Annotated in this window: 21 protein-coding genes, 17 tRNA genes, 1 pseudogene and 1 riboswitch; of the genes and pseudogenes, 32 read left to right on the plus strand and 7 right to left on the minus strand. The window is 40.9% G+C overall.

What is annotated here, in order from left to right:
* The first annotated feature begins 58 nt into the window (after positions 1–58).
* The 17 genes from M1G05_RS00005 (at position 59) to M1G05_RS00085 (ending at position 1,560) form a co-directional block, all read left to right on the plus strand.
* Positions 59–131 (plus strand) — tRNA-Val (locus tag M1G05_RS00005).
* Between the two features lie 2 nt (positions 132–133).
* Positions 134–206: transfer RNA gene (locus tag M1G05_RS00010), tRNA-Asp, on the plus strand.
* Between the two features lie 23 nt (positions 207–229).
* Positions 230–302, plus strand: a tRNA-Lys gene (locus M1G05_RS00015).
* A gap of 5 nt (positions 303–307) precedes the next feature.
* A tRNA-Leu gene (locus tag M1G05_RS00020) sits at positions 308–389 on the plus strand.
* Between the two features lie 18 nt (positions 390–407).
* Positions 408–480, plus strand: a tRNA-Thr gene (locus tag M1G05_RS00025).
* 22 nt (positions 481–502) lie between these two features.
* Positions 503–574, plus strand: a tRNA-Gly gene (locus M1G05_RS00030).
* A 7-nt stretch (positions 575–581) separates the two neighbouring features.
* A tRNA-Leu gene (locus M1G05_RS00035) sits at positions 582–667 on the plus strand.
* Between the two features lie 11 nt (positions 668–678).
* A tRNA-Arg gene (locus M1G05_RS00040) sits at positions 679–752 on the plus strand.
* A 15-nt stretch (positions 753–767) separates the two neighbouring features.
* A tRNA-Pro gene (locus M1G05_RS00045) sits at positions 768–841 on the plus strand.
* A gap of 5 nt (positions 842–846) precedes the next feature.
* Positions 847–920 (plus strand) — tRNA-Met (locus tag M1G05_RS00050).
* 13 nt (positions 921–933) lie between these two features.
* Positions 934–1,007 (plus strand) — tRNA-Ile (locus M1G05_RS00055).
* Between the two features lie 12 nt (positions 1,008–1,019).
* Positions 1,020–1,109: transfer RNA gene (locus tag M1G05_RS00060), tRNA-Ser, on the plus strand.
* Positions 1,110–1,119: 10 nt separating this feature from the next.
* Positions 1,120–1,193 (plus strand) — tRNA-Met (locus M1G05_RS00065).
* Between the two features lie 3 nt (positions 1,194–1,196).
* Positions 1,197–1,269, plus strand: a tRNA-Phe gene (locus M1G05_RS00070).
* Positions 1,270–1,288: 19 nt separating this feature from the next.
* Positions 1,289–1,359 (plus strand) — tRNA-Gly (locus M1G05_RS00075).
* A gap of 33 nt (positions 1,360–1,392) precedes the next feature.
* Positions 1,393–1,466 (plus strand) — tRNA-Ile (locus M1G05_RS00080).
* 6 nt (positions 1,467–1,472) lie between these two features.
* Positions 1,473–1,560: transfer RNA gene (locus tag M1G05_RS00085), tRNA-Ser, on the plus strand.
* A 184-nt stretch (positions 1,561–1,744) separates the two neighbouring features.
* Here M1G05_RS00085 and birA read toward each other — a convergent pair.
* Positions 1,745–2,680 (minus strand): bifunctional biotin--[acetyl-CoA-carboxylase] ligase/biotin operon repressor BirA, encoded by a 936-nt coding sequence (gene birA / locus M1G05_RS00090; protein ID WP_084888843.1) that lies wholly within the window; start codon positions 2,678–2,680, stop codon positions 1,745–1,747.
* Between the two features lie 269 nt (positions 2,681–2,949).
* Here birA and M1G05_RS00095 point away from each other — a divergent pair, with 269 nt between their 5' ends.
* The 5 genes and pseudogenes from M1G05_RS00095 (at position 2,950) to M1G05_RS00115 (ending at position 7,212) form a co-directional block, all read left to right on the plus strand.
* Positions 2,950–4,143 carry an O-antigen ligase family protein gene (locus M1G05_RS00095; RefSeq protein ID WP_045611046.1) on the plus strand — a complete coding sequence of 398 codons (1,194 nt, stop codon included), beginning with the start codon at positions 2,950–2,952 and terminating at the stop codon, positions 4,141–4,143.
* A 143-nt stretch (positions 4,144–4,286) separates the two neighbouring features.
* Positions 4,287–4,730 (plus strand): MarR family winged helix-turn-helix transcriptional regulator, encoded by a 444-nt coding sequence (locus tag M1G05_RS00100; RefSeq protein ID WP_247952653.1) that lies wholly within the window; start codon positions 4,287–4,289, stop codon positions 4,728–4,730.
* Between the two features lie 34 nt (positions 4,731–4,764).
* Positions 4,765–4,956 (plus strand): annotated as a pseudogene (locus M1G05_RS00105) (nuclear transport factor 2 family protein); the annotation flags it as partial.
* Positions 4,957–4,970: 14 nt separating this feature from the next.
* Positions 4,971–5,699, plus strand: coding sequence for an ATP-binding cassette domain-containing protein (locus M1G05_RS00110; RefSeq protein WP_004259046.1), 729 nt, complete (start codon positions 4,971–4,973; stop codon positions 5,697–5,699).
* Positions 5,692–7,212 (plus strand): ABC transporter permease/substrate-binding protein, encoded by a 1,521-nt coding sequence (locus M1G05_RS00115; protein WP_049551457.1) that lies wholly within the window; start codon positions 5,692–5,694, stop codon positions 7,210–7,212. The genes M1G05_RS00110 and M1G05_RS00115 overlap by 8 nt, the downstream gene beginning before the upstream one ends.
* Before the next feature lie 136 nt (positions 7,213–7,348).
* On the opposite strand, the gene M1G05_RS00120 is transcribed toward M1G05_RS00115, so the two are convergent.
* Positions 7,349–7,885: a TetR/AcrR family transcriptional regulator gene (locus tag M1G05_RS00120; protein WP_004235331.1), complete on the minus strand. Its 537-nt coding sequence runs from the start codon at positions 7,883–7,885 to the stop codon at positions 7,349–7,351.
* Positions 7,886–8,017: 132 nt separating this feature from the next.
* Between M1G05_RS00120 and M1G05_RS00125 the strand changes: the two genes are divergently transcribed.
* Entirely contained in the window at positions 8,018–8,908 is an 891-nt protein-coding gene (locus M1G05_RS00125; RefSeq protein WP_000095928.1) for a cation diffusion facilitator family transporter, read from the plus strand.
* A gap of 33 nt (positions 8,909–8,941) precedes the next feature.
* Here the strand turns inward: M1G05_RS00125 and galR are convergent, their stop codons facing one another.
* Positions 8,942–9,946 carry a LacI family DNA-binding transcriptional regulator gene (galR, locus tag M1G05_RS00130; protein WP_247952654.1) on the minus strand — a complete coding sequence of 335 codons (1,005 nt, stop codon included), beginning with the start codon at positions 9,944–9,946 and terminating at the stop codon, positions 8,942–8,944.
* Between the two features lie 164 nt (positions 9,947–10,110).
* On the opposite strand from galR, the gene M1G05_RS00135 reads away from it, so the two are divergent.
* The 7 genes from M1G05_RS00135 (at position 10,111) to M1G05_RS00165 (ending at position 16,552) form a co-directional block, all read left to right on the plus strand.
* The gene (locus tag M1G05_RS00135; protein ID WP_247952655.1) at positions 10,111–11,289 is read left to right on the plus strand and encodes a galactokinase; all 1,179 of its coding nucleotides are present in this window, start codon (positions 10,111–10,113) and stop codon (positions 11,287–11,289) included.
* Between the two features lie 18 nt (positions 11,290–11,307).
* Positions 11,308–12,789, plus strand: coding sequence for a UDP-glucose--hexose-1-phosphate uridylyltransferase (locus M1G05_RS00140; RefSeq protein WP_247953308.1), 1,482 nt, complete (start codon positions 11,308–11,310; stop codon positions 12,787–12,789).
* 69 nt (positions 12,790–12,858) lie between these two features.
* The gene (locus M1G05_RS00145; RefSeq protein WP_247952656.1) at positions 12,859–13,263 is read left to right on the plus strand and encodes a PaaI family thioesterase; all 405 of its coding nucleotides are present in this window, start codon (positions 12,859–12,861) and stop codon (positions 13,261–13,263) included.
* Between the two features lie 156 nt (positions 13,264–13,419).
* The gene (locus M1G05_RS00150; RefSeq protein WP_049488226.1) at positions 13,420–14,274 is read left to right on the plus strand and encodes a DNA adenine methylase; all 855 of its coding nucleotides are present in this window, start codon (positions 13,420–13,422) and stop codon (positions 14,272–14,274) included.
* 25 nt (positions 14,275–14,299) lie between these two features.
* Positions 14,300–15,067: a DNA-methyltransferase gene (locus tag M1G05_RS00155; protein ID WP_049488313.1), complete on the plus strand. Its 768-nt coding sequence runs from the start codon at positions 14,300–14,302 to the stop codon at positions 15,065–15,067.
* Entirely contained in the window at positions 15,060–15,632 is a 573-nt protein-coding gene (locus M1G05_RS00160; protein WP_049488228.1) for a PD-(D/E)XK nuclease superfamily protein, read from the plus strand. Before M1G05_RS00155 ends, M1G05_RS00160 begins: the two co-directional genes overlap by 8 nt.
* A 14-nt stretch (positions 15,633–15,646) precedes the next feature.
* Positions 15,647–16,552: a type II restriction endonuclease gene (locus M1G05_RS00165; RefSeq protein ID WP_247952657.1), complete on the plus strand. Its 906-nt coding sequence runs from the start codon at positions 15,647–15,649 to the stop codon at positions 16,550–16,552.
* 46 nt (positions 16,553–16,598) lie between these two features.
* Here M1G05_RS00165 and M1G05_RS00170 read toward each other — a convergent pair whose 3' ends face one another.
* The 4 genes from M1G05_RS00170 to M1G05_RS00185 form a co-directional block, all read right to left on the minus strand.
* Positions 16,599–17,861 (minus strand): nucleobase:cation symporter-2 family protein, encoded by a 1,263-nt coding sequence (locus M1G05_RS00170; protein ID WP_247952658.1) that lies wholly within the window; start codon positions 17,859–17,861, stop codon positions 16,599–16,601.
* Entirely contained in the window at positions 17,861–18,442 is a 582-nt protein-coding gene (locus M1G05_RS00175; protein ID WP_247952659.1) for a xanthine phosphoribosyltransferase, read from the minus strand. The genes M1G05_RS00170 and M1G05_RS00175 overlap by 1 nt, the downstream gene beginning before the upstream one ends.
* Before the next feature lie 157 nt (positions 18,443–18,599).
* Positions 18,600–18,695, minus strand: a riboswitch (purine riboswitch).
* Positions 18,696–18,928: 233 nt separating this feature from the next.
* Positions 18,929–19,315 carry a bleomycin resistance protein gene (locus M1G05_RS00180; RefSeq protein ID WP_247952660.1) on the minus strand — a complete coding sequence of 129 codons (387 nt, stop codon included), beginning with the start codon at positions 19,313–19,315 and terminating at the stop codon, positions 18,929–18,931.
* 11 nt (positions 19,316–19,326) lie between these two features.
* Positions 19,327–20,154, minus strand: coding sequence for an exodeoxyribonuclease III (locus M1G05_RS00185; RefSeq protein WP_247952661.1), 828 nt, complete (start codon positions 20,152–20,154; stop codon positions 19,327–19,329).
* Between the two features lie 133 nt (positions 20,155–20,287).
* Between M1G05_RS00185 and M1G05_RS00190 the strand changes: the two genes are divergently transcribed.
* Positions 20,288–20,743, plus strand: coding sequence for a DUF3290 family protein (locus M1G05_RS00190; RefSeq protein WP_000675331.1), 456 nt, complete (start codon positions 20,288–20,290; stop codon positions 20,741–20,743).
* A complete protein-coding gene (locus M1G05_RS00195; protein WP_000174450.1) occupies positions 20,740–21,375 on the plus strand; it encodes a DUF421 domain-containing protein in 636 nt (211 codons plus the stop codon). Before M1G05_RS00190 ends, M1G05_RS00195 begins: the two co-directional genes overlap by 4 nt.
* Positions 21,376–21,425: the final 50 nt, after the last annotated feature.

A 21,425-nucleotide genomic window follows, 5' to 3' on the forward strand; every position in this document is an offset into this window, starting at 1 on the left:
GAACGCCGGAAGTAGTTGGGGGTTGCCCCCTGTGAGATATGGAAGTCGCTTAGCTCTAGGGAGTTTAGCTCAGCTGGGAGAGCATCTGCCTTACAAGCAGAGGGTCAGCGGTTCGATCCCGTTAACTCCCATAGGTCCCGTAGTGTAGCGGTTATCACGTCGCCCTGTCACGGCGAAGATCGCGGGTTCGATTCCCGTCGGGACCGTTAGAATAACGTAAGTTATTTTAGACTCGTTAGCTCAGTTGGTAGAGCAATTGACTTTTAATCAATGGGTCACTGGTTCGAGCCCAGTACGGGTCATATATGCGGGTTTGGCGGAATTGGCAGACGCACCAGATTTAGGATCTGGCGCTTAACGGCGTGGGGGTTCAAGTCCCTTAACCCGCATTAAGATATAATAAATGAGCCGGCTTAGCTCAGTTGGTAGAGCATCTGATTTGTAATCAGAGGGTCGCGTGTTCAAGTCATGTAGCCGGCATTTTTAGATAGAAGAAAACAGTGCGAACGTAGTTCAGTGGTAGAACACCACCTTGCCAAGGTGGGGGTCGCGGGTTCGAATCCCGTCGTTCGCTTAGAGAGGCCGGGGTGGCGGAACTGGCAGACGCACAGGACTTAAAATCCTGCGATTGGTAACGATCGTACCGGTTCGATTCCGGTCCTCGGCATAATATAATGAGCACCCTTAGCTCAACTGGATAGAGTACCTGACTACGAATCAGGCGGTTAGAGGTTCGACTCCTCTAGGGTGCATTTTTCTATTTAACTCGGGAAGTAGCTCAGCTTGGTAGAGTACTTGGTTTGGGACCAAGGTGTCGCAGGTTCGAATCCTGTCTTCCCGATACATGGCGGTGTAGCTCAGCTGGCTAGAGCGTCCGGTTCATACCCGGGAGGTCGGGGGTTCGATCCCCTTCGCCGCTATAATGATCTTGTTGGACCTTTAGCTCAGCTGGTTAGAGCTCTCGGCTCATAACCGAGTGGTCGTAGGTTCAAGTCCTACAAGGTCCATTTGAATAGTATGGAGGATTACCCAAGTCCGGCTGAAGGGAACGGTCTTGAAAACCGTCAGGCGTGTAAAAGCGTGCGTGGGTTCGAATCCCACATCCTCCTTTTGTATTAGCGCGGGATGGAGCAGCTCGGTAGCTCGTCGGGCTCATAACCCGAAGGTCGTAGGTTCAAATCCTGCTCCCGCAATAAGGCTCGGTAGCTCAGTTGGTAGAGCAATGGATTGAAGCTCCATGTGTCGGCGGTTCGATTCCGTCTCGCGCCATTTTATTAATAGTATGTATGCGGGTGTAGTTTAGTGGTAAAACTACAGCCTTCCAAGCTGTTGTCGCGAGTTCGATTCTCGTCACCCGCTTTGAACTTTGTTCAATTACCAAGTTTTTAACTTGGGCGCGTAGCTCAGGTGGTTAGAGCGCACGCCTGATAAGCGTGAGGTCGGTGGTTCGAGTCCACTCGTGCCCATTAATAGGAGAATTACTCAAGAGGCTGAAGAGGACGGTTTGCTAAATCGTTAGGTCGGGTAACTGGCGCAAGGGTTCGAATCCCTTATTCTCCGTTTTATTGAGAGTTTATAACTCTTTTTTTGTATTTTTAAGAATTGTAGAATAAAAACTTCAGATTTGTAAAACTTAATTGGATTACTTATCTGAAGTTTTTTGCGCTCTTTGTCAACTGTAGTGGGCTGCAGAAAAGCTAAAATCTTTATATATTGTCGATTTTATGGTTGTGCTAGTTTATTATTACTTCCAACTCTTGAGTGATATTTCTCCGCTATTGAGCCAGATTTCTTTTCCGTTATCACATTGAACTAGAAGCTTTCCACTTTCAGAGATATCTTTAGCAAGTCCCTTGTAGTCTTTTTGATTTAGTGTGAAAGTAACTTCTTTTCCTAGAACGAATGACTGTTTTTTGTATAGGTATAATAGTTCTTCTGCTGGTGTTTCGAAGAAAGTGCGCCAGATTTCTATGATTAATTCATTTCTGGTAATAGGTGCTGGTGTTTTAAATAAACTAGCAGCTTTTTCTTTTAATTCTTGTGGGAAATCATTAATAGTGAAGTTGATTCCTACTCCAATAATGATATCTGTGACTAAGCTAGTTTCCACAGAGGTCATTGCTTCAGTGAGGATTCCTCCAATTTTTTGATTTTTGAGGTAGATATCATTGACCCATTTTATGTCGATATCTATTAAAGTTAGGTTCTTAATGGCTTTGTAGATAGCTCCTGCTACAAGTAGTGTGTAGGATGGTAATTTGTCGTAAGGGAGATTTGGTTTGAGATGGAGGGTCATATAAATGCCACCTTGTGGGGAGTAGAAGGAGCGTTGAAAACGGCCTCGTCCTGCTGTTTGATAGGAAGCTAGATAGAGGGTGTTTGCTTCATTTCCTAAATCAATTGCTTCTTTTGCATCGAGTTGTGTTGATCTTGTTTCGGGTTTAAAACTGACTTTAATTGGAAGGTTTTCTTCTAGAATCTCTGGAAGAATAAGGTCTCCACTCACCAGTTTATAGCCTTTGTTTTTGATACTATCAATTTCAATGCCTTCTTGTTCTAGCCGCCTGATGGCTTTCCAAATTGATGTTCGGCTGAGGGATAGTTCTTCTGCGATTTTTTCTCCGCTGATATAGTTGGCATCTTTAGCTAGAATTTGGTAGACAGCTTGGTAAGATTTCATAGTGTTTCCTTTCTTTAGGAATAGTATCTGATTTGAATCTAGTTTGGCTAGTTGCTTAATTACTACTATTTTAACATATGCCTAGTATTTACGGTATGATTTTCTTAGAGTAAATGTAGTCATTAAGCTTGAGGTGTGAAATCTCAGTATTTTTGCTCCTTTTTTAACTAGGAAGCGTTTCCTTTGTTTTCAAATTGCTAAAAAAGTGGTACAATATAGGGTAGCTTACTATTATCTGAATCAATTGATTTGGAGAGAAAGGATTCATTTTGAAATCAATAGGCTTTATTGAAAAGCTGAAAGGGTTGTCTAGTAAAGAGCTGATTTTATTGGGAATTATCCTGAGTATCTTTTTACCCTTTTATCTTTTTGTAGTTGTATTCTGTTTATATATTATCAGTTTGATTTTTACAGGAGATATGAAAAGTATTCTTCAGAAAATGGGGGAGCATCCGATGCTGCTTCTTTTTCTTGGCTATAGTACTGTTATATCCGTTTTTGCACAAAATTGGATGGGAGTTGTGGCTTCAGTAGGAATTTTTCTATTTACTGTTTTCTTTTTGCACTATCAGTCGATTTTATCGCATAAATTCTTTCGCTTGATTTTGCAGCTCGTCTTGTTTGGTAGCGTATTATCAGCTGCTTTTGCGAGTTTAGAGCATTTCCAAATTGTGAAGAAATTCAACTATGCTTTTCTTTCACCCAATATGCAGGTATGGCATCAGAATCGTGCAGAAGTGACCTTCTTTAATCCTAATTATTATGGAATTATTTGTTGTTTCTGTATCATGATTGCCTTCTATCTGTTTACAACGACCAAGTTGAATTGGTTGAAAGTATTCTGTGTGATTGCAGGCTTTGTGAATCTCTTTGGTTTGAACTTTACTCAAAATCGAACTGCCTTTCCTGCTATTATCGCTGGAGCCATTATCTATCTCTTTACGACCATTAAAAACTGGAAGGCCTTTTGGCTTAGTATTGGGGTCTTTGCGATTGGCTTGAGCTTCCTCTTTTCCAGTGATTTGGGAGTTCGGATGGGGACTTTAGACTCTTCTATGGAAGAACGAATTTCTATCTGGGATGCTGGGATGGCCTTGTTTAAGCAAAATCCTTTTTGGGGTGAGGGGCCATTGACCTACATGCACTCGTATCCTCGTATACATGCTCCTTATCATGAGCATGCTCACAGTCTTTATATTGATACGATTCTGAGTTACGGAATTGTAGGGACTATTTTATTAGTTTTGTCTTCTGTTGCTCCTGTTCGCTTGATGATGGATATGAGTCAGGAGTCGGGGAAACGCCCGATTATCGGTCTTTATCTGTCTTTCCTTACAGTGGTTGCTGTACACGGAATCTTTGACTTGGCTCTCTTCTGGATTCAGTCAGGTTTCATTTTCTTGCTAGTTATGTGCAGTATTCCGTTGGAGCATCGAACATTGGTATCGGACATGACGGATTAAGTTTATAAGATTAAAATCTTCTATCTTGGGTAGGAGATTTTTTACTGGGGGAAATTATTTCTAAATCGAAATAGTTGACAGTTGGAATAATGAGTGTTACAATTATTTTATTCATTTCGATATCGAAATAAATTGGAGGTGTTATGAAAGATAGTCATTTGGTAGCCCATCATATTCGTTTGTTGAATGGGCGGATTTTTCAAAAGTTACTGAGCCAAGACCCTGAAGCTCTTTATCGGAGTGAACAGGGGAAGATTTTAGCGGTTTTATGGAATAGTGAAACTGGCTGTGCAACTGCGACAGACATTGCGCTTGCGACTGGACTTGCTAATAATACGCTGACGACGATGATAAAAAAGCTAGAGGAACAAAATCTTGTAACTATTAGTCCATGTGGAGAAGATAAGCGTAAGAAGTATTTGGTTTTAACAGAGTTGGGGCAGTCTCAGAAAGAAGTGGGGCATCGTGTCAGTCAGAAATTGGATACGATCTTTTACAAAGGATTTTCAGAGGAAGAAATTCGGCAATTTGAAGCCTTTCAAGAAAGAATTTTGGCTAATCTGAAAGAGAAGGAAAATGAGGTTTAAAATGGAGCAAATTAGCTGTTTATAAGTAAAGACCACTTTTGACTTTGTTTTCCAACTCTTAGGACAAGGAAACTATGTGGTTAGCTATGGTCAGACTCAGATTGGTGGAGTTGCCTATGCCCAGTATGACATCTTCCGTCTAGAAAACGGGAAAATTGTGGAACATTGGGATAATAAGGAAGTCATGCCTAAGGTAGAAGACTTGACCAATAGAGGGAAGTTTTAAATTGAGGATACAGAATGATTGAATACAAAAATGTGGCGCTACGCTACACAGAAAAAGATGTCTTGAGAGATGTTAATTTACGGATTGAGAATGGCGAGTTTATGGTTTTAGTTGGTCCATCTGGATCAGGTAAGACGACCATGATCAAGATGGTCAACCGCCTCTTGGAACCGACTGATGGAAATATTTATATGGATGGCAAGCGTATCAAAGACTATGATGAGCGTGAACTTCGTCTTTCTACTGGTTATGTTTTACAGGCCATTGCTCTCTTTCCAAATCTAACGGTTGCTGAAAATATTGCCCTGATTCCTGAGATGAAGGGCTGGACTAAGGAAAAAATTGCTCAGAAAACAGAAGAGCTTTTGGCCAAGGTTGGCTTGCCAGTAGCTGAGTATGGGCATCGTTTACCTAGTGAACTATCTGGTGGGGAGCAACAGCGTGTTGGAATTGTACGGGCTATGATTGGTCAGCCTAAGATTCTCCTCATGGATGAACCTTTTTCGGCTCTTGATGCTATTTCGAGAAAACAGTTGCAGATTCTGACGAAAGAATTGCATAAAGAATTTGGGATGACAACGATTTTTGTAACCCATGATACGGATGAAGCTCTGAAATTGGCGGACCGTATTGCTGTCTTGCAGGATGGAGAGATTCGTCAGGTGGCGAATCCCGAGACGATTTTAAAAGCTCCTGCAACAGATTTTGTAGCAGACTTGTTTGGAGGTAGTGTACATGACTAATTTAATTGCAACTTTTCAGGATCGTTTTAGTGATTGGTTGACAGCTCTATCTCAACATTTGCAGTTGTCACTTTTGACCTTGTTGCTGGCCATCTTTATAGCGATTCCCTTGGCTGTTTATCTTCGATATCATGAGAAGTTAGCGGATTGGGTCTTACAGATTGCAGGGATTTTCCAGACCATCCCGTCTCTGGCCTTGTTAGGGCTCTTTATTCCCTTGATGGGAATTGGAACCTTGCCGGCTTTGACAGCTCTAGTGATTTATGCGATCTTTCCGATTTTACAAAATACCATCACTGGACTCAAGGGAATTGATCCAAGTCTACAAGAGGCTGGGATTGCCTTTGGGATGACTAGGTGGGAGCGTCTCAAGAAGTTTGAAATTCCACTTGCTATGCCTGTTATGATGTCTGGGATTCGGACGGCAGCGGTCTTGATTATCGGTACGGCAACCTTGGCGGCCTTGATTGGTGCAGGGGGACTGGGTTCCTTTATCCTTTTGGGAATTGACCGTAATAATGCCAGTCTGATTTTGATTGGGGCCCTTTCTTCTGCAGTGCTTGCCATTGCCTTTAACTTCCTGCTAAAAGTGATGGAAAAAGCAAAATTGCGGACGATTTTTTCAGGTTTTGCCTTGGTGACAATATTACTCGGTCTGTCTTATAGTCCAGCTCTCTTAGCTCAAAAAGAGAAAGAAAACTTGGTTATTGCTGGAAAATTGGGTCCAGAACCAGAAATTTTGGCCAATATGTATAAACTCCTCATTGAGGAAAATACCAGTATGACTGTGACTGTTAAACCGAATTTTGGGAAAACAAGCTTCCTTTATGAAGCTCTGAAAAAAGGCGATATTGACATCTATCCAGAATTTACAGGAACGGTGACTGAAAGTTTACTTCAGCCATCACCTAAAGTAGGTCATGAGCCAGAGCAGGTTTATCAGGTAGCGCGTGATGGCATTGCCAAACAGGATCATCTAGCCTATCTCAAACCTATGTCTTATCAAAATACCTACGCTGTAGCCGTTCCAAAAAAGATTGCTCAAGAATATGGCTTGAAGACCATTTCGGACTTGAGAAAAGTTGAAGGGCAGTTGAAAGCAGGTTTTACACTTGAGTTTAATGACCGTGAAGATGGAAATAAGGGCTTGCAATCAATGTATGGTCTCAATCTCAATGTAGCTACCATGGAACCAGCCCTTCGCTATCAGGCTATTCAGTCAGGTGATATTCAAATCACGGACGCCTATTCGACTGATGCGGAATTGGCGCGTTATGATTTGCAAGTCTTGGAAGATGACAAGCAACTCTTCCCACCTTATCAAGGAGCTCCACTGATGAAAGAAGCTCTTCTCAAGAAACATCCAGAGTTGGAAACAGTTCTCAATAAACTGGCTGGTAAAATTACTGAAAGCCAGATGAGCCAGCTCAACTACCAAGTCGGTGTTGAAGGCAAGTCAGCAGAACAAGTAGCCAAGGAATTTCTACAAGAACAAGGTTTGTTGAAAAAATAGCTTGAAAAGCTAAACTCAACTTGGTTAAACGACTATATAGAAGAATGCTCAGACAATGTTGTCTGGGCTTTTTTGATTGTTGAAAAGATGAAAACTCAGTAGCCTAGAAATAAGGCAACTGAGCTCTACTCTGTATTCAATTTTTAGGAATGAGAAGGTCTAGATAAAACTGGACAACTTCCTGGTATGTAAAGTCTTGTCCTTTTTTGAGCCACCAGGTCAATGTCTCGATAAAGTTGGACACGACCAAGTGTTGGAGGTAAGAAGTAGGCAGATTAGTGTGGGCTTCTTTTAACTCATCAGCCAACATGGGATAGACATGGTGTTCTAGCTCTTTATGGAGTTGACGGAGGAAGTAGTCATTTTTGGAAAATAGCAGACTGGTAACATGGTCCTGGTTTTTCTGAAAATGTAAAAAGATATGTGCGAGGTAGTCCTCGGTAGTAAAGTGTCCTTCCCTTTCAAAGAGATGATGAAAGAGGTAGCGACAGAGCTCATCTAAAAGGAGTTCCTTGCTTTCATAGTGACAGTAAAAAGTAGAACGCCCAACATCTGCTAGGTCAATGATATCCTGAACAGTAGTGGCATCATAGCCTTTGTCGTTCAAAAGTTGTAAAAAAGCTTGATAGATGGCTTTTTTCGTCTTGCTGACTCGACGGTCTCTTTTTGGCATGTAGACACTTGAGACAAACTGTTCAGAACTGAACATGGCTGACAGTTTGCTTCTATCCTTTCTTTGAATTTTATTAGATAATACAAATGAAAGAAGTATGTATATACCCATTATACCAAAGGAGGGAGAGAAATGAGTTCTAAAACATCTATCTGGTTAGCTTTTTTCTTAAATTTAAGCTATGCGATTGTTGAGTTTATCGCAGGAGGAATCTTTGGTTCGAGTGCAGTTCTTGCTGATTCCGTTCATGACTTGGGAGATGCTATAGCCATTGGCATCTCAGCCCTTTTAGAAACAATTTCAAACCGTGAAGAAGATAGACAGTACACCTTGGGTTACAAACGTTTTAGTCTTTTAGGAGCCATGCTAACGGCTGTGATTCTTATGATAGGGTCTGTCCTAGTGATCTTGGAAAATGTCACAAAGATTGTTCACCCGCAACCCGTCAATGAGGAAGGCATCCTCTGGCTGGGAATCATTGCAGTAGCCATTAATGTGCTAGCAAGTCTGGTAGTTCGTAAGGGGAAAACAAAGAACGAGTCAATTCTTAGCCTGCATTTTTTGGAAGACACTCTTGGTTGGTTGGCCGTCATTCTAATGGCGATTATTCTTCGATTTACGGACTGGTATATCCTCGATCCGCTTTTATCACTAGTTATTTCTATCTTTATTCTGTCGAAAGCCATTCCTCGCTTTTGGAGCGCACTGAAAATTTTCCTAGATGCTGTGCCAGAAGGAGTCGAGACAAGTGATTTGGAGAAGGATTTAGAGGCTCTACCCAATGTCAACAGTGTCAATCAACTTAGCATTTGGTCCATGGATGGTCTAGAGAATAATGCTATTGTTCACATTTGTATCAAGGACTGGGAACAGATGATGGAAACCAAAGAAGTGGTGCGTCAATGTTTAGAAGAAAGAGGCGTGCAGAATATCACTATTGAAGTAGATAGCAGTCAAAGCAATCATGCGCAACATAAGCGGAGGGTGAGAGAATTAGAGCAGAAGCATGGGCATCATCATTAGAAAAGCGACCTCGCTAGAGGTCGTTTTGTTATCCTATTCATTCCTTGTACTCTCTCTCAGAGCCAGTCTGGTTCCCAGCATAGTCAGGCTAGGGATTTTGCGACCGTGGAGTACTTCCTTGTTAAGAATATCCATACCTGCTCGGCCCATTTCTTCGGTATAGACGGTGATGCTGGAGAGGGGAGGATAGACCTGTTTGGTCAGACTGGTGTCGTTAAAGGAAATAAGACTGACGCGGTCTGGCAGGCTGATTCCAGCTTCTTGGAGGGCACGGAGGGCACCGATGGCTAAACTATCGCTAGCTGCAAAAAATGCTGGCGGGAGTTGGTCTCCCAAACTCTGAATAGCCTCCTTCATCAAGTCATAGCCAGACTGGGCAGTAAAGCTTCCTTGAAAGACCAGTTCATCATGATAGATTTCTTTTGTTTGACTGTAGTTTCTGAAATTTTCCAGCCGCTTATCCTCAATGATTTCTTCTTGGTCAGTTGTTTCTTCAAGACCTGTTAGAATCCCAATGCGATTCAACCCTTGACTGAGGAAATAATCGACAACCTGTTTCATGGCAGTGTAAAAGTCCGTGATAATGCAGGTATGTCCTAGCGAAAGAGTATCACTGTCTAGAAAGACAAGAGGCTTTTGGTATTCTTCAAAGGCAGAAATCTGAGCTCGGCTAAACTTTCCGATGCAGAGAATCCCAATCACTTCCTCGCTTAATGTAAAAGGATGGTCATTAAAATAGCGCAAGATATCATAGTCCAACTCTTGGGCTCTTTTTTCTATGCCTAGGCGAATCTGGTAGTAGTAGAGGTCGTCCAGTTCCCCTTGTTCGCTGACCCATTGGATAATGGCAATCTTTTGCTTGGGCTTGTGGGACTCGCCTGTCTTGAGGTGCTTAGTGTAGCCCAACTCTTCAGCAACAGTTAAAATACGGTGTCTGGTTTCTTCTGTAACAGATAGGCTCTGGTCGCGATTGAGGACGCGGGATACGGTCGCGATAGAGACAGAGGCTAGCTGTGCAATGTCTTTTAAAGTAGCCATAAATCCTCCTTCTTTAAGGTTAGTATATCATATTTTTCTGCTTTTTACTGATAGTTTAGTAAAATTTTAGTAAAAATGATTGACCTTGGGAAATCCCTTGGATACAATAGAAGAAAACGATTACACGTTAAGGTGACTTAACGAACAGTCAAAGGAGAATTCATATGACACAACATCTTACTGCTGAAGCACTTCGTAAAGACTTTCTTGCTGTTTTTGGTCAAGAAGCAGACCAAACCTTCTTTTCACCAGGTCGTATCAATCTGATTGGTGAACACACAGACTACAACGGTGGGCACGTTTTTCCGGCTGCTATTTCCTTGGGAACTTATGGTGCAGCTCGCAAGCGTGACGACCAAGTCTTGCGTTTCTACTCAGCCAACTTTGAGGACAAGGGTATCATCGAAGTGCCTCTTGCTGACCTCAAATTTGAAAAAGAGCACAACTGGACCAACTATCCAAAAGGGGTTCTTCATTTCTTGCAAGAAGCTGGGCACGTGATTGACAAAGGTTTTGATTTTTATGTTTATGGGAATATCCCAAATGGTGCTGGTTTATCTTCTTCAGCATCCTTGGAACTCTTGACAGGGGTCGTGGCAGAGCATCTCTTTGATTTAAAACTAGACCGTTTGGATTTGGTTAAAATCGGAAAACAAACAGAGAACAACTTTATCGGAGTCAACTCTGGTATCATGGACCAGTTTGCCATCGGTATGGGGGCAGATCAACGTGCTATTTACCTAGATACCAACACCTTGGAGTATGACTTGGTGCCGCTTGATTTGAAAGACAATGTTGTTGTCATCATGAACACCAATAAACGTCGTGAACTAGCAGACTCTAAATACAATGAACGCCGTGCTGAGTGTGAGAAAGCAGTGGAAGAACTGCAAATTGCCTTGGATATTCAAACCTTGGGTGAATTGGATGAGTGGGCCTTTGACCAATATAGCTATCTGATTAAAGATGAAAATCGTTTGAAACGTGCTCGTCATGCTGTGCTTGAAAACCAACGTACCCTTAAAGCTCAAGCAGCCCTTCAAGCAGGAGATTTGGAAACATTTGGTCGCTTGATGAATGCATCTCACGTTTCTCTGGAGCATGATTATGAAGTAACTGGCTTGGAATTGGATACCCTTGTTCACACAGCTTGGGCTCAAGAAGGTGTTCTCGGTGCTCGTATGACAGGGGCAGGTTTTGGTGGCTGTGCCATTGCCTTGGTGCAAAAAGATGCTGTTGATGACTTTAAGGAAGCTGTAGGCAAACACTACGAGGAAGTAGTTGGCTACGCTCCAAGTTTCTATATCGCTGAAGTTGCAGGTGGCACTCGCGTCCTTGACTAGTCAAAAGGAGGCTTTATGGTGACCTTAGTAGATACATTTGTAACACATGTCATTTCTGAAAGTTCATTTGAGGAAATGGATCGAATCTACCTGACCAATCGTGTCTTGGCACGAGTGGGAGACGGTGTTTTGGAAGTTGAGACGGATCTGGATAAAGTGATTGACCTCAAGGACCAGCTGGTTGAGGAAGCCGTTCGATTAGAGACGATTGAGGATAGTCAAACTGCGCGTGAAATCCTCGGTGCTGAACTGATGGACTTGGTGACTCCTTGTCCGAGTCAGGTCAATCGTGATTTCTGGGAAACCTATGTCCACTCTCCTGAGCAAGCGATAGCGGATTTTTACCAACTCAGTCAGAAGAATGACTACATCAAACTCAAGGCCATTGCTAAGAATATTGCTTATCGTGTTCCATCTGATTACGGAGAACTTGAAATTACCATCAATCTCTCTAAGCCTGAAAAGGATCCCAAAGAGATTGCAGCTGCCAAGTTGGTGCAAGCTATCAATTATCCCCAGTGTCAGCTTTGTCTAGAGAATGAGGGCTACCATGGTCGAGTTAACCACCCAGCTCGCTGCAATCACCGGATTATCCGTTTTGAAATGGCTGGTCAGGAGTGGGGCTTCCAGTATTCGCCTTATGCCTACTTTAATGAGCACTGTATTTTCTTAGATGGCCAGCATCGTCCCATGGCCATTAGTCGTCAGAGCTTTGAACGCCTGCTGGCTATCGTAGAGCAGTTTCCAGGATATTTTGCTGGATCTAATGCTGACTTGCCGATTGTGGGGGGCTCTATTCTAACTCATGACCACTATCAGGGAGGACGTCATGTATTTCCTATGGAATTGGCTCCCTTGCAAAAGACCTTTCAATTTGCTGATTTTGAGCAGGTTAAGGCTGGGATTGTCAAGTGGCCAATGTCAGTGTTGCGTTTGACTTCGGATTTCAAAGAGGATTTGATCAACTTAGCTGACAAGATTTTGCAGGAATGGCGTCAGTATTCAGATCCTAGTGTGCAGATTTTGGCAGAGACAGACGGGACACCGCATCACACCATCACACCTATTGCGCGTAAGCGCGACGGTCAGTTTGAGTTGGACTTGGTTTTACGAGATAATCAAACATCACCAGAACATCCTGATGGCATCTATCATCCCCACAAGGATGTCCAACATATCAAGAAGGAAAATATCGGCTTGATTGAGGTCATGGGCTTGGCAATCTTGCCACCACGTCTGAAAGAAGAAGTGGAGCAAGTCGCTAGCTATCTCGTGGGAGAAGCTGATACAGTTGCCGATTATCATCAGGAATGGGCAGACCAACTTAGAGCCCAATATCCAGACATAACAGATAAAGAAAAAGCCCTTGAAATCGTCAAGGACTCTGTGGGTGCTATCTTTGCACGTGTACTTGAGGATGCAGGAGTCTACAAGCAGACGAAACAAGGACAGGCAGCCTTTATGCGCTTTGTGGAACAGGTCGGAATTTTACCAGACTAGGAGCTTTCTCCTTGCACAGTCCTATAAAAAGTAGTATCATAGTGTCGTTTGAAATATCAGGAGGAAACCATGAAAGATTTTCATTTTGACGCTATATCTGCTTTTGAAAATTACGAAATTGAACAAATGAGAGATGGCCACGTTGTGGTGACGACAAAAGTAGTGGATTCGTCGCTCAACTACTATGGTAATGCCCATGGTGGCTATCTCTTTACCCTTTGCGACCAGATTAGTGGTTTGGTGGTCATATCTCTGGGACTTGATGGAGTGACACTCCAATCTTCTATCAACTACCTCAAGGCAGAAAAACTCGACGATGTGCTGACCATTAAAGGAGAATGTGTCCATCAAGGTCGCACAACCTGTGTAGTGGATGTCGATATCACCAATCAAGAAGGCAGAAATGTCTGCAAGGCAACCTTTACCATGTTTGTCACAGGCCAACGGTCAGAAGACAGACAGGTAAGGATATAAAGAGTAATTTAATAGAGTGAGGTGGATTTTGGAATTTATAAAATTTGCTTTACTCATTTTTTGGTATTGATATGATTTAATTCTAAAATAGAAAATTTAGTAATGTGGTAGAAAATACAAGAGTTGTGTTTTAATTTCTATGGTATAATTAAAAGCATGAAGATAAAAGAAATGAAGGAAGTTGCTTTACAACCGTTCACGAAATGGACAGGAGGTAAAAGACAATTATTGCCTGTTATTAGAGAATTAATGCCTAAAAAATATAACCGGTATTTTGAACCTTTTGTTGGAGGCGGAGCTTTATTTTTTGATTTAGCTCCTAAAGATGCAGTTATCAATGATTTTAATGCTGAACTGATAAATTGCTATCAACAAATTAAGGATAATCCTCAAGAATTGATTGAAATTTTGAAAGTTCATCAGGAATATAATTCAAAAGAATATTATTTAGATTTACGTTCTGTTGATCGTGATGAAAGAATAGATATGATGTCTGAAGTACAAAGGGCAGCACGTATTCTCTATATGTTGAGAGTAGACTTTAATGGTTTATATCGTGTGAATTCTAAGAATCAGTTTAATGTACCTTATGGTCGTTATAAAAATCCTAAAATTGTTGATGAGAATTTAGTATCTGCTATTTCAACTTATCTGAATAATAATCAAATAGAAATTAAAAAAGGAGATTTTGAAAAGGCTGTTTTGGATGTTCAACCAGGGGATTTTGTATATTTTGATCCCCCGTATATTCCATTGTCAGAGACAAGTGCCTTTACTTCCTACACTCATGAGGGGTTTTCTTATGATGATCAAGTAAGATTAAGAGATACCTTTAAGAAATTGAGTGATACAGGGGCTTATGTTATGTTATCAAACTCCTCTAGTTTTTTGGTAGAGGAGTTGTATCAAGATTTTAATATCCATTATGTTGAAGCTACCCGAACTAATGGAGCAAAATCTTCGAGTCGAGGAAGAATTTCTGAAATTATAGTCACAAATTATGAAAAATAACGAATATAAGTATGGAGGTGTTTTAATGACAAAACCATACTATAACAAAGATAAAATGATTCTTGTTCATGCAGATACGTTTAAGTTATTATCGAAAATGAAACCAGAAAGCATGGACATGATCTTTGCTGATCCTCCATATTTTTTGAGTAACGGTGGTATATCAAATTCTGGGGGACAGGTTGTATCTGTAGATAAAGGTGACTGGGATAAGATTTCTTCCTTTGAGGAAAAGCACGAATTCAATCGTAAATGGATTCGTTTAGCAAAAGAAGTTTTGAAGCCTAATGGGACTATTTGGATTTCAGGGAGTTTGCATAATATTTACTCAGTTGGAATGGCATTAGAGCAAGAAGGTTTTAAAATTCTAAATAACATTACTTGGCAGAAAACAAACCCTGCACCTAATTTATCCTGTCGTTATTTCACTCATTCTACTGAAACTATTTTATGGGCAAGAAAAAATGATAAAAAAGCTCGTCATTATTACAATTACGATTTGATGAAAGAGCTAAATGATGGAAAGCAAATGAAAGATGTTTGGACAGGTGCTTTGACGAAAAAAGCTGAGAAATGGGCTGGCAAGCATCCAACACAAAAACCAGAATATTTATTGGAACGTATAATTTTGGCTTCTACTAAAGAAGGGGACTATATTTTAGATCCATTTGTTGGTAGTGGCACTACGGGTGTTGTTGCGAAGCGATTAGGTAGAAGATTTATAGGTATCGATGCTGAAAAAGAATATTTGAAGATAGCTAGAAGAAGATTAGAGGAGGAAAACTATGGCTAGAAAACCAAATAAACATGGAGGAGGAGCCAAAACGACCACTAATGGTTTGAAATTTGAAAGAGATACTGATTTTTCGGAATTAGTAGATTCCCTTCCAGGATATGAAGTTAAAGAAATAGATTTCAAAGATAGAAAAGCAACAAAAGGCTTTGAAGTTTTTAGAGTTGGGGAAGAAGAAATCATTGGTAAAATTATGCCTCAATATAGATTTTATGATTTTTTGAAAGAATTGGGGATTAAGAATACCAATTCTAAACAATGGAAACCAGATGAAGTATTTATAAATTTTGAAAATCATACAGTTTATATAGTTGAGAAAAAATGGCAGGAAAGCGAAGGAAGTGTTGATGAAAAACTACTGGGCTTTGGCAATAAAAGACGTATTTATCAACGTTTGTTAGATAGTGTGCAAGAGGGTGAACCATTTTCTGTGCAATTCATATTTGTTGGAAATAAAAGTTTTTTTGGTCAAGATAAATATCGTGATACTTTTGAAATGTTACGAGGCGATGGCATCAAAATAATGCTTGATGAATACGACATGACATTTTTTGGTTTATTTTAATTACAAGGTGAATTATGGATTTTAATACTTACATTTCTTCATCATCAGAAGATAAATTACAAAATTTTTTAAATACTCTCTCAATTACCAACAGAACTCCTGAATACTATGTAAATTGGGAGAAAGTTGATCGTGAGACAAAGAAGTATGAACTAGAGTTGAACACTTTAAACTACTTAATTGGTAAAGATGATATTTATATAGAAGCTCTTGACTTGTTCACTAAACAACCTAATTTGTTAAAAGCAATTCCTAGTCTGATTGCAAGTCGTGATAATGTTTTAGATATTCTGACAATAGATAATGACGATAATATGTCTTTTGAGCAATTGGATTTCAAAACGATAGACACTAGCAGAATTGATGATTACATCAAATTTATTGAGAAATCTGGTTTATTAAAGTTTTTACAACAACATGCTAATCGTTCATTAGTTGATTATGTTTATGGAGTGGAGACTGGATTAGATAGCAATGCACGAAAAAACCGAAGTGGGACAACCATGGAGGGAATTTTAGAGAGACACGTAGCAAAGATTTCTCAGGAACAAAAATTGGATTGGAAAGCTCAAGCTACAGCCCAATATATTAAAGATAAGTGGGGGATTAAAGTACCTGTCGATAAGTCTGAAAGAAGATTTGATGTTGCAGTTTATTCCCGAGAAAAACATAAGGTTTGGTTGATTGAAACGAATTACTATGGCGGAGGAGGAAGTAAATTAAAAGCGGTTGCTGGAGAGTTTACTGAACTCAGTCAATTTGTTATTACTTCAGATGACGATGTTGAATTTGTTTGGGTTACTGATGGTCAAGGATGGAAAACAGCACACTTACCATTAGCAGAAGCATTTAGTCATATTACGAATGTATTTAATTTAGAGATGTTAAGAGAAGGATTTTTAGCTAATTTATTTTTATAATGATTGCTCATTAGCTACACAAAAAAGAGGCTCACACCTCTTTTTCTTATTTCTTTTTATGATTTAATACGGCATTTAGGACAATAGCAAGTAGGCTGGCTACGACGATTCCGTTTGAGAAGAACATTTGGAAGGCTGTCGGCATGCTGATGAAGAGATTACTGTTGTTGAGTCCGACACCTGCAGCGATTGAGACTGCTGCGATAAGGAAGTTGTGTTCATTGTTAGCAAAGTCAACACGGGCGAGGATTTGCATCCCTTGAATAGATACAAAACCAAACATCACCAGCATGGCACCACCGAGGACAGGACTCGGAATGATTTGGGCAAGGGCACCAAACTTAGGAAGGAGTCCAAGAAGAACCAGGAAACCAGCCGCGTAGTAGATTGGCAGGCGAGTCTTGATACCTGATAATTTAACCAAACCAACGTTTTGTGAAAATCCTGTGTAAGGGAAGGTGTTAAAGATTCCTCCGAGAAGTACGGCCAAACCTTCTGCGCGGTAACCGTTGCGAAGGCGCGTGCTGTCGATTGGATCTTTTGTGATATCAGACAAGGCCAGATAAACACCAGTAGACTCAACCATAGACACCGTTGCGATGATACACATCATGACAATAGATGAGATTTCAAAGGTTGGCATCCCAAAGTAGAGTGGAGTTGGGACATGGACAAGTGGTGCTGCCGCAACAGGAGAGAAGTCCACCAAACCCATGCTAGCAGCAATGGCAGTTCCAACAACCAAACCAATCAAAATAGAGATAGACTTGATAAATCCTTTGGTAAAGATGTTAATCAAGAGGATAATCAGAACAGTAATAGCTGCAAGCAAGAGACTTTGACCAGTTGGCTCTGGAACGTTATTTCCCATATTTCCAATAGCGACAGGAATCAAGGTTAAACCAATCGTGGTAATAACAGATCCTGTTACGATAGATGGGAAGAGATTAGCTACTTTTGAGAAGATGCCTGACACAAGAACAACGTAAATCCCTGATGCGATAAGGGCACCAAACATAGCACCACTACCACGGCTTTGTCCAATCATAATCAAAGGAGCGACTGATTGGAAGGCAACTCCGAGAACGACTGGTAATCCAATTCCAAAGTATTTGTTGAGTTGGAGTTGGAGGAAGGTTGCTACCCCACACATGAAGATATCTGTGGAAATCAGGTAGGTTAACTGCTCAGTTGAATAGCCAAGGGCTGTCGCAATCATGATGGGAACCAGGATGGATCCTGAGTACATAGCTAGTAAGTGCTGCAAACCAAGAACGGCTGCTTGCGAATGTTTTTCTTGAGTTTGCATTAAAGATCTGCCTCCTTAAATACGACTTGACCATTTTCAAAACGATCCAAACGAGCGAGTGATAGAACAGGGTAGCCTGCTTTTTCAAGCAAATCACGGCCATCTTGGAAAGATTTTTCAATCACAATACCGATAGCTTCGACTGTGGCTCCAGCCTGTTCGATGATTTGAATCAAGCCTTTGGCAGCTTGGCCATTAGCAAGGAAATCGTCGATAATCAAGACCTTGTCCTCTGGTGAGAGGAATTTTCCAGCGACAGAAACGGTGCTGGTTACCTGCTTGGTAAAGGAGTAGACTTGGGCAGTTAAGATACCTTCGTTCATAGTAATGTTTTTAGCTTTTTTAGCGAAAATCATGGGAACGTTTAAGGCTTCAGCTGTAAAAACGGCTGGGGCAATACCCGACGCTTCAATAGTTACGACTTTGGTAATGCCAGCAGAAGCGAATTTTTCCGCAAAAACCTTACCAATCTCTCTCATCAGGCTAAAGTCAACTTGGTGGGTTAAAAAGGAATCCACCTTGAGGATGTTATCACCCAAGATATGCCCATCCTTGAGGATGCGCTCTTCTAATAATTTCATAAGACCTCCTAAAGTCTAAAAGCTAATTTACTTGTTGTTTAAATGTTTCTATAGTGATCCCGTCTGCACTAATTAAGGGAAATATTAAAAATATTCAAAAAGGACCTACTTAATATCTAAGTAAGTCCCCAAAATAGGCATGGCAAAAACGACCATACCTCACTTCTGACTTACTTATTGTTAGGTGTTCCGGCACCTTGTAGAAACGTCATGCCAATTCACGACATAAACAAGTAAAATGATATTCAATTTCAAATAGGCTTGAGCCAATGTTTTTATTTTACACTAAATAACTTTAGAAATCAAATGTTTTGTTAGTGTTTTGGTTTGAAAAACGAACAAATATAATAAAAATGGGCAAAAATTAACTTATTGGCTAACATTTAGAAGGTTTTTCCATCATAAAAGGCATATTATCAAGATTTTTCAAGACTTGACAATATGCCTTTTTCTAACTTTAAAGACTTTTTCCAAATCTTTATTATTCTACTCGCTAAATCTTAAAAAATAGCCATCTGGATCCAAAACTGCAAATTCATGAGGATATATAAAGCTATCTTCTACTCGAAATTCTCTTTTTGTCAGGGGACGATGGATAGGATAGTCAGCTTCCAGCAGTTTTTGGTGGAGCTGAGGAACATCTGCAATGCCAAAGGAAATATTGACACCGCGCCCGAAAGGATAGGTCAGCTGAGCTAATTCTTCTGCGCTGCCTTCTTCTAGCATAAGTTGGCAGTCTTCAAGCGAGAGGAAGAGAAATTTCTCCTCTGGACGCTCGTATTCGACAGAGAATCCTATCAGGTCGCAGTAGAAGTGGCGCGACTGTTCGAGGTCAGATACCACAAATTCGGGAATGACAGGCTGATAGTCCATCGGATTCCTCCTTAAAGTTCAATTTCCAAGACAATGGGTGTGTGGTCTTGGCGAGCTCCTGAGTCGATCATATCAGACTTAGTCACCTTGTCAGCGATGCGGTTACTTGTCAGCCAGTAGTCGATTCTCCAGCCTGTATTGTTGATTTTAGAAGTCTTGCTGCGCTGTGCCCACCAAGTGTAGCGTTCTGGAACATCGCCGTGAATGTGGCGGAAGGTATCCGTAAATCCAGTTGCTAAAAGGTTGGTAAATCCAGCACGCTCCTCGTCGGTAAATCCTGGTGAACGGCGGTTGCTAGCAGGATTTGCAAGGTCAATCTCATTGTGGGCCACATTGTAGTCACCGGTTGCAAGGACTGGTTTTTCTTTGTCTAGTTGAGCCAAATACTCAGCATATTTGACATCCCATACTTGACGTTCTTCCAAGCGTTTGAGGCCGTCTCCAGCGTTTGGAGTGTAAACTTGGGTCACGAAAAATTTATCAAATTCTAGAGTGATGATACGACCTTCCAAGTCCATGGTAGAAGGGGCACCGATTTCTGGGAAAGTGACAGTAGGTGTAAGTTCTTTCTTATAAAGGAACATGGTTCCAGCATAGCCTTTACGGGCAGGTTCTTGGGAAGAGCGCCACGTGTTTTCGTAGCCTGGGAAGAGTTCTTCTAAAATTTCCAAGTGTTTCTTTGTAGGGCCTTTGGCAGAAAGCTTGGTTTCTTGGATAGCAATGATATCAGCATTTTCAGCGACCAAGGTTTGTAGGACTTCTTGGGACAATTTGGCACGAGCTGAGTCACTAGTTAGGGCTGCATTGAGGGAATCAATATTCCATGAGATAAGTTTCATAAAGTTACCTTTTTCATTCAGATTATAGATTTTATTATACCAAAAAAAGGTCTATTTCCCCAACGTATGGTTTGAAAAATCACCCTCTTTCGTTTATAATAAAGAATGATTTTATGAAAGGGAGTGAAAATAAATGAAATTTTACTCATATGACTATGTGCTTAGCCAAATCAGTCAACAAAATGGAATCATGATTGGCTTTGGGATTGTGCTCCTAGCTATCACAGGATTTTTTGCTTTTAAGGCTTATCGAGATAAAAAGGGGACTAAGTTTCGGGAATTGGTCATGATTTTGGCCTTGACCTTGGTAGCCATGCTTTTGGTAACAATCTCAAAATACCAGACCAATCAAGCCTCTAACAATCAATTTCAAACCTCACTTCATTTCATAGAGGTTGTTTCCAAAGACTTGGGGGTGGATAAATCAGAAGTTTACGTTAATACTTCAGCTGCCACTGATGGAGCGCTTGTCAAGGTAGGTCCAAATTTCTACCGCGCCATGAACGGGAGCCAACCAGACAAGTATCTTTTAGAGAAATTAGAATTGCATCAAACAGACGCTATTGAATTGGTGGAGGTAAACAAATGACACTCAATTATATGGAAATTTTAATCAAACTGGCCTTGGGTCTTTTCTCTCTTGTTTTTGTTATTAATGTGACAGGAAAGGGGAACCTAGCACCTAACTCTGCGACAGACCAAATTCAGAACTATGTTCTCGGTGGTATCATCGGTGGGGTGATTTACAATAGTTCTATCAGCATTCTCCAGTATGCAGTGATTTTGATGATGTGGACGATTTTGGTCTTGACCCTCAAGTGGCTCAATAACAATGTTCGCTTTGTCAAACGCTTGATTGATGGAAAACCAACTCTCCTTATCAAAAATGGGCAGATTGACCCAGAAGCCTGTCGTTCAGTTGGCTTGTCTGCAGCGGAAGTAGCCCTCAAGCTTCGTAGCCAAGGGATTTTCCAGATGAAGCAGGTCAAATGCGCTGTGCAGGAGCAAAATGGCCAACTCATCGTGGTCCAAATGGGAGATGAAAATCCTAAGTATCCAGTTGTGACTGACGGTGTGATACAAGTCGATGTTTTGGAGTCGATTGGTCGTAACGAAGAGTGGTTGCTTGATAACCTCAGCAAACAAGGACATGACAATGTAGCCAATATCTTTATCGCTGAGTATGACAAGGGTGCGGTCACAGTCGTAACCTATGAATAAGAAAAACCTGGGGTCTTGGCCTCAGGTTTCTATTTGCAATCAGAAAGGGA

The organism is Streptococcus mitis, assembly GCF_023109515.1.
In the GTDB taxonomy this organism is placed as follows: domain Bacteria; phylum Bacillota; class Bacilli; order Lactobacillales; family Streptococcaceae; genus Streptococcus; species Streptococcus mitis_CS.